The following is a 6,018-nucleotide window of genomic DNA, read 5'->3' as shown; positions in this document are numbered from 1 at the left end:
CTTTTACCTTCTTTTCCCAAAATATCTCTTCGGAGCTCCTTTAGCTCCGGAGGTATTATCCGACCGCTCGGTTTTTTTGCCCTTTGATCCGCCTTTTTTCTTCGTTGATTGAGATAACAGGTATGCAGCGCCTTTCATATGATAAGGCTGGTCTTCGACTACAGGAATAGAACGTGAAATAAGTTTCTCGATATCTTTTAGATATTCCATCTCCTCATCGTCACAAAACGAAAGTGCTATACCGCTTGATCCCGCACGACCGGTTCTGCCGATACGGTGAACATAAGTTTCGGGAACGTTTGGCAACTCATAGTTGATCACGTGAGAAAGCTCTTCAATATCAATACCCCGTGCAGCTATATCAGTCGCAATCAATGCCTTTAATTGTCCGGTCTTGAAATTGGACAGAGCTTTTTGACGTGCGTTTTGCGATTTATTACCGTGGATCGCCTCAGTTTTGACTCCGGCTTTAACAAGGTCTTTTACGATCTTATCTGCACCATGCTTGGTGCGGGTAAATATCAGAGCAGATTTGACTGCCTTATCGCTCAGCAAATGAATAAGCAATTTCTTCTTGTCGCCTTTTTCCACGAAGAATATAGACTGATCAATAGTATCCGCAGTACTTGAAACGGGGGTAACCTCTACTTTTTCGGGATCAACCAGTATCGTATTTGCAAGTTTTTGGATCTCCGGCGGCATTGTTGCCGAGAAGAACAGCGTCTGCCGTTTCTGCGGAATCTTCGTAATAATCTTTTTTACATCATTAATAAAGCCCATATCCAGCATCCGGTCGGCTTCATCCAGTACAAATATTTTGAGGTGATGCAAGTGTACAAACTTCTGATTGATCAGGTCTAAAAGCCTGCCCGGAGTTGCTATAAGAATGTCTATACCAGATTTTAATGCAGATACCTGCGATCCCTGGGAAACTCCGCCAAAAATCACAGTGTGCTTCATTCCTGTATGACGGCCATATGCGCCGAAGCTTTCGCCTATTTGAATAGCCAGTTCACGCGTTGGGGTAAGAATAAGACATTTAATGGCCCTTGGGCTTTTGTCGTATATTTTACCCCCTTCAAGTATCTGTAGAATAGGTATTGCAAATGCAGCAGTCTTGCCTGTTCCTGTTTGTGCACAGCCAAGCAGATCTTTCCGGTCTAATATAATGGGTATTGATTGTTCCTGAATTGGAGTCGGTATAGTATAACCTTCTGTTTTTAAAGCCCTTAGAATAGGCTCAATTAATTTTAAATCTTCGAATGACATGTATTGATTTTAATATTGCTGCTAAAAATGCCAGCAATTTATTTTGGCGCAAAGGTACGGGTTTAATGTGATAATGTTGGGATAGAGAGTCGCGGGTTGCGGGCTATCAAGTGCTACCCTCACACATTCGGTCAGCTAATCTTAATTAGTGTAGTTTGTTGAATGCCATTTGTCACCTTTTATGGAAAACCTTTATAAATATCTTTTCTGTGTTCAAAAACAACAAAATATACGGTGTCTGATTCAGCTTTGATTCCAATCCTGTAATCACCGACCTTTATTCGATAATAAATGTCGAACCCTCTTAGTTTTTTTATATTTTTTATTTGAGTAACGTTTTCGGCGGCCTCAACTTGAATAATACACTCGTGAATGGAATTCTTTAAGCTTTTATTCTTTAGTTTTTTAAGTTCTTTAAGGAATGTTTTTTTGAAATCAATATTCACTTTCCTAAAGCTTTCATTACCTCATCACGGTGAACGCTCGAAGTCTTCATACCGGCCTCAATCTTTTGAGCTAATTTCCAATCTTCAACTTCAGCATGAGTAAGCGGTTTGGCAGACATCCCTAATTTCTTCACAAGACTTAGAAGAAAAGCGATGTCAGACTTCTTTTCAACATTAACAAGTACAGTTTCCATAAAATGAAATTTTACTCCAAAAATACCAAATTTCTGAGTAGCATCAAAAGAATGCGGTCAGCTTTTCACGGCAAACGCATCTGTAAAAGATAAACTATGAAATTGACGAGCCATAGGATTGCGATAAATAGACTTATTCCTACTACGAAGTTGTATTTCGTGTGTAAAAAATACAAGTAAAGAATATAAATAGGAAGTAATAGGCCTATGACACACCATCAGAAAATATAGGTTTGTATCCCTGTCCGCCGGCTCTGCTTATCATTATAGCTACAAATGATAAGATCAATGAGAATCCGAGCGCTATCTTTAAAAGAGACGAATATCTCATAATGTACATTTGTTATGAATTAGAATCCTTCCTGTTATTTTTTTGAGACAAATAGCTTTTTACATTTAACACCCACAATAAAACGATGAATATCGATATGATTAAAAAATACAGGAAAGCACAGTCTGGCGTTTGTATAAATCTGTAGATAACAAAGAGCGGTAAAAGCACAAATATTGTAGATATCGTTATGATGATTTCGAAAGCATGGTTGTCATTGACATTCTTTACTAATCGCCAGCCATAATAAATGGTCAAAAGCAAGGGAACGAGTAAGACGGCATTGAAGATTAGAGTTAAAGGAAAACGCTCGCTGTCGAGGCCGTTAATAAAACTATATACGATCGCAATGAAAATTGAAATTGCTACTGTGGCTGCAAGGGCGATTTTCAGCAAGTTATCGTACTTTATTATTTAACTATTCTTTTTCTTCCCACACTCCAGTGGTAATAGCATGCTCAATATCCCCTAACGTAAGCCTTTGTTTTATTGTAGGTTGTTGTGGTAATTTAATAAACCAGCCGATGATCTTATTGAAGTTAATAAATCCAAATCCCTCTGGCTCAAAATATTTGTTATAATCGAACCGCTTACACTGAACGTTAAATTTTACAAAAATATCATCAATAAATTCCACCGCATCATCTCCGGTTATTTTTAAATCTTTTTCAATTTCGCTTTCCCGGGTCAATTGCTTATAGGGAATTGAATATTTATTGTGAATATACTCTGTTAGCTTTTGGAATGCCTCATTCATATTCAATCATTTTTAACAATCTGGTTGAGACTGCACGGTAGAAGTGGCGTATATATAGCAAATTGGGATGATCGAGCAGATCAAGCCAGATTATTAATGACTTGGCTTAAATATTTTTACTGGAATAACATCATATAAAATTATTGATTCAGAGTTTTTACCTATTTGAGTTTTAATTATAGTTAATGACTCTTTCAATACCAGGATTGTAACATTGGTTGTATCCGACGCCATGGGACAAATATCCTGCTGGTCAACTGTCAAAAAAAATAAAATTGGCTTTTCAGCTATCTTATATTTTTCATGGAATTCGTACCCTTTCAAAAAACTGAGGCTGCTTTTCATATCCCCGGAGACATCATTCTTGAATTGAAGATCGATGATTTTATTAAACTTGTCCGTCTGCACAACTATACAGGCATAAATGAACTTGCACTCTGACCTTTGTTGTTTTGTAGCCCGATAGTTCTTAAGAACATATTTTTCAAATTCAGGAAAACGTACCGGTGCTTGAAAGTCGCACTGGAATTCATTTAAAAAGAATAAGACCAACAGTACAATTCCGTGCATGGACATTTTTTTCCGGCCAGCTATTTAGTACATCTTTCTCTTGTCCAGTCTCATAAGAATAGGCTCGAAATAGGTATAACTTTCTGTTTTATTGTTTTCATTCGGATGATAATAAAACATAGCTGCGACATTTTTTGAAATGTTTCCTCTGAAAACATTTTCGACAAAATAATTCGACAGTATATCCTTTTTGTAATTTTCTGACTGAGAACCGATTACCTCTATTAAAACAGGAAAGATGAAGATACCCGCTTTTCGATCCTTCATAAACAAATCATAATTAATTGTTTTCAAAAATTCATAGCCGGGATAAATTCTAAAAGCTACGGTGTCACTGGCAGTAAGAGAAGTCTGTTCTAGTACCCCATTTGCATTTTTCAAAACGGTAATTTTGTAAGCAAATGCATATATCATCGTGGAATCTTTCGTAGTTTTATAAGGAATATTATCTAAAAAAAAATTCTCAATCCTTTTTTTTTCGAATTCGATTTTACTTTCTAAATCTTGTGATTGAGCGGTTTTTAGAAGAGTAAATAATAATATAAGTGTCAGAGTTGTTTTAATGTGATTCATCTCAATATTTTTTTAATTGCAGGCTGCAGTTCCTGAACTTGTCACTGCAGACAGACAGCCCTTGCTGCTATGCCCTAATTTTCCTCATCAAAGCTTCTTTTCAGCATTTTTTCCATTCCTTCTTTATCATCAACGTTAATATTGATCGAGTAACCATACACACTGGATTTGTGCAGTGAAATCCTCACCGGAGGATTGAATTCTTTAAACTCCCCCAGGTTTTTGGAATTGTGGTCTACAGGCACACCATCCATTTTATATGGGTTATGCAGTTTCACTGTGGTGTCTTCATTAAAATAAAATTTGGTATTGGTAAAATATTTCGGATCGGCAGTTTGGAAGTTCATGTGAATTCCCATTTCTGTAAACATTACAAGCACAGAAGAAAATTGCTCGTGTTCACTCAATTGAAAATTTTTGAATTCTATAGCTTTATCGCCCCATAACACGTGCTCATTCGTTTTCAGATCAACCTGTGCAAAACTTCCCGAAGTAATAATTGAATATATGATAAAATTCTTTTTAAGAAGTTGTAAGAACAAAGGTAAAGTTTCCATAATTTACAATTAACAGCCCCCCTTAAACCCTATGTGAGCATGAGGTTCTTGTATCGGTAAAATTGATTTGTCCCAAATTTTTGATCGCCACTTGCTCATTCTCAATACCACTAATATGTTACAAAGTAAATATAACACAATAGGGTAAGATGTACATGAAACGATTTTTTACCGAACGAATATGCTTATAAGGATCTATAAATACTGAATCGCTTCAATAATAACCTCACAAGCTTGATGGATCTCTTCTTCGGCGATAATTAGCGGCGGAGCGATCCGCAACGCAGTATCACAATGCAGGAACCAATCTATAATAATTCCCTTTTCAAGGCAGCGTTTACTAACAGCTTCAACCTGCTCAAATGAATCCAGTTGAATGCTCAGCATTAGGCCTTTTCCGCGAACTTCTTTTATTTGTGAATGATGAAGCAGTTTGCGGAATAGTTTCTCTTTAAGGTGAACGTCAGACATGAGTTTTTCTTCGAGTATTACATTGAGATTAGCTAAACCTGCCGCGCAACTTACTGGATGCCCGCCAAAGGTCGTGATATGTCCCAGGATGGGATTTTCTTTTAAAACACCCATTATGTCGCCGGATGAAATAAAAGCCCCTATAGGCATTCCACCACCCATACCTTTGGCAAGTAAGAGGATGTCCGGGATAATACCGAAGTGTTCGAAGCCAAATAATTTACCTGTGCGCCCAAAACCCGTCTGGATTTCGTCCAGGATTAACAAAGTTCCAGTGCTATCACATTTTTCACGCAGCTGAAGCATGTATTCGGGATTAGGTACCCGTATTCCTGCTTCGCCCTGAATGGTTTCCATGATCACAGCGGCAGTCTGTTCGGTTATTAGATCCAGGTCCGCGAGTTTATTGAATTCGATAAAGCTTATTCCGGGAAGAAGGGGGCGATAGGCCTGCTTGTAGTACTCATTCCCCATCACGCTTAATGCTCCCTGACTGCTGCCATGATAGGAGTTAGTGCACGCGATTATGTTAGATCTTCCGGTATAGCGCTTCGCTAATTTCAAAGCGCCTTCGGTAGCTTCTGTTCCGGAATTAACAAAGTAAACGGAATGAAGTCCTTCAGGAAGAACAGAAGCAAGCTTTTCTGCAAACTTTACTTGAGGCGATTGGATATATTCTCCATAGACCGTTAAATGGAGATATTTATCGACCTGGTGTTTTATAGCTTCTACAACTTTAGGATGCCGGTGGCCGGTATTACTCACCGCGAAACCAGAAACCAGGTCCATGTATCGCTTGCCGCTGGGATCGTAAAGGTACATACCCTCAGCACGCTCAACTTCAAGTGAT

The 6,018-nt window shown here is 38.0% G+C and carries 9 protein-coding genes; all 9 read right to left on the bottom strand.

Features of this window, described 5'->3' with window-relative positions; all coding sequences use genetic code 11:
* Positions 1–3: 3 nt before the first annotated feature.
* Complete coding sequence (locus tag WKF69_RS16700; protein WP_340383363.1) at positions 4–1,269, bottom strand: DEAD/DEAH box helicase; 1,266 nt, start codon at positions 1,267–1,269, stop codon at positions 4–6.
* A gap of 442 nt (positions 1,270–1,711) precedes the next feature.
* Positions 1,712–1,909: a hypothetical protein gene (locus WKF69_RS16695; RefSeq protein WP_340383362.1), complete on the bottom strand. Its 198-nt coding sequence runs from the start codon at positions 1,907–1,909 to the stop codon at positions 1,712–1,714.
* Between the two features lie 205 nt (positions 1,910–2,114).
* Positions 2,115–2,240 carry a hypothetical protein gene (locus tag WKF69_RS16690; protein WP_340383361.1) on the bottom strand — a complete coding sequence of 42 codons (126 nt, stop codon included), beginning with the start codon at positions 2,238–2,240 and terminating at the stop codon, positions 2,115–2,117.
* Positions 2,241–2,252: 12 nt separating this feature from the next.
* The gene (locus WKF69_RS16685; RefSeq protein ID WP_340383360.1) at positions 2,253–2,636 is read right to left on the bottom strand and encodes a hypothetical protein; all 384 of its coding nucleotides are present in this window, start codon (positions 2,634–2,636) and stop codon (positions 2,253–2,255) included.
* 22 nt (positions 2,637–2,658) lie between these two features.
* Positions 2,659–2,997, bottom strand: a complete 339-nt coding sequence (locus tag WKF69_RS16680; protein ID WP_340383359.1) for a DUF1493 family protein — start codon at positions 2,995–2,997, stop codon at positions 2,659–2,661.
* Between the two features lie 93 nt (positions 2,998–3,090).
* Positions 3,091–3,567 carry a hypothetical protein gene (locus tag WKF69_RS16675; RefSeq protein ID WP_340383358.1) on the bottom strand — a complete coding sequence of 159 codons (477 nt, stop codon included), beginning with the start codon at positions 3,565–3,567 and terminating at the stop codon, positions 3,091–3,093.
* Positions 3,568–3,591: 24 nt separating this feature from the next.
* Positions 3,592–4,140 carry a hypothetical protein gene (locus WKF69_RS16670; RefSeq protein ID WP_340383357.1) on the bottom strand — a complete coding sequence of 183 codons (549 nt, stop codon included), beginning with the start codon at positions 4,138–4,140 and terminating at the stop codon, positions 3,592–3,594.
* A 74-nt stretch (positions 4,141–4,214) separates the two neighbouring features.
* The gene (locus WKF69_RS16665) at positions 4,215–4,697 is read right to left on the bottom strand and encodes a hypothetical protein (RefSeq protein ID WP_340383356.1); all 483 of its coding nucleotides are present in this window, start codon (positions 4,695–4,697) and stop codon (positions 4,215–4,217) included.
* A 195-nt stretch (positions 4,698–4,892) separates the two neighbouring features.
* Positions 4,893–6,018, bottom strand: a 1,126-nt coding sequence (locus WKF69_RS16660; protein ID WP_340383355.1) for an aspartate aminotransferase family protein, incomplete at its 5' end; no start/stop codon positions are given.

This window comes from Daejeonella sp. (genome assembly GCF_037719425.1).
GTDB lineage: Bacteria > Bacteroidota > Bacteroidia > Sphingobacteriales > Sphingobacteriaceae > Daejeonella.
The sequence above is the reverse complement of the archived record's forward strand: the minus strand, read 5'-3'. Positions and strand labels throughout refer to the sequence as shown.

Coding starts and splice junctions, on each gene's coding strand:
- WKF69_RS16695 (WP_340383362.1), bottom strand. CDS start 1,909: ATGGAAACTGTACTTGTTAATGTTGAAAAGAAGTCTGACATCGCTTTT.
- WKF69_RS16690 (WP_340383361.1), bottom strand. CDS start 2,240: ATGAGATATTCGTCTCTTTTAAAGATAGCGCTCGGATTCTCATTGATC.
- WKF69_RS16670 (WP_340383357.1), bottom strand. CDS start 4,140: ATGAATCACATTAAAACAACTCTGACACTTATATTATTATTTACTCTT.
- WKF69_RS16680 (WP_340383359.1), bottom strand. CDS start 2,997: ATGAATGAGGCATTCCAAAAGCTAACAGAGTATATTCACAATAAATAT.
- WKF69_RS16665 (WP_340383356.1), bottom strand. CDS start 4,697: ATGGAAACTTTACCTTTGTTCTTACAACTTCTTAAAAAGAATTTTATC.
- WKF69_RS16700 (WP_340383363.1), bottom strand. CDS start 1,269: ATGTCATTCGAAGATTTAAAATTAATTGAGCCTATTCTAAGGGCTTTA.
- WKF69_RS16675 (WP_340383358.1), bottom strand. CDS start 3,567: ATGCACGGAATTGTACTGTTGGTCTTATTCTTTTTAAATGAATTCCAG.